Annotated in this window: 1 pseudogene; it reads left to right on the plus strand. The window is 55.0% G+C overall.

Going from position 1 to position 564, the window contains the following annotated elements:
* Positions 1–395 precede the first annotated feature (395 nt).
* Positions 396–564, plus strand: a pseudogene (locus HCU66_RS27715) (DUF6124 family protein); the annotation flags it as partial.

A 564-nucleotide genomic window follows, 5' to 3' on the forward strand; every position in this document is an offset into this window, starting at 1 on the left:
GCATTCCTTTGCTGCGCGTGGGAACGATCACAAGACCACTAAACAGGCGATGTTTAATAGACATCTCCAGACACTCACCCAGGCTACACATCCTTGCGCCTCTGCCTACGACTACGCCAGAATCCGCCGGCTAGTGCGCCTGTGGCCCGGGCTATATCGTTTCCCTGTCGCTGAAAAAAACAGCGATCGGGTTTGGTAGCCCGCCGTCCACATGTCGCATAGCTTCACCTTATGCAGATGCTTTCAGCATTTGTTTTTATGGTGGCCATGCGTAGGGTGCCCTCGGGCACGCCGGTTTTTCCATGTGGGCCGGTCTACCAACCTTCGTATGGCCACCACCTCTTCGTTTGGTAGCGAGGGTGATGGCTCCTCTAATCACATATGGAGTTTCATCTATGTTCAAACCAACGCCAAATCCTCCGGAAACCGACAACGTTTCCCCCTACGAATCCCTCGATTCCAAAAAGCTCCACGCAGCCGCCGACCGCGCCCTGGACCACTACCTCAAACCACCTACCCCCAAAGACACCCAGCGCAAACCCAGCACCATTTACCATGTGGGTG

The organism is Pseudomonas frederiksbergensis, from assembly GCF_017114915.1.
In the GTDB taxonomy this organism is placed as follows: Bacteria; Pseudomonadota; Gammaproteobacteria; order Pseudomonadales; family Pseudomonadaceae; genus Aquipseudomonas; species Aquipseudomonas frederiksbergensis_I.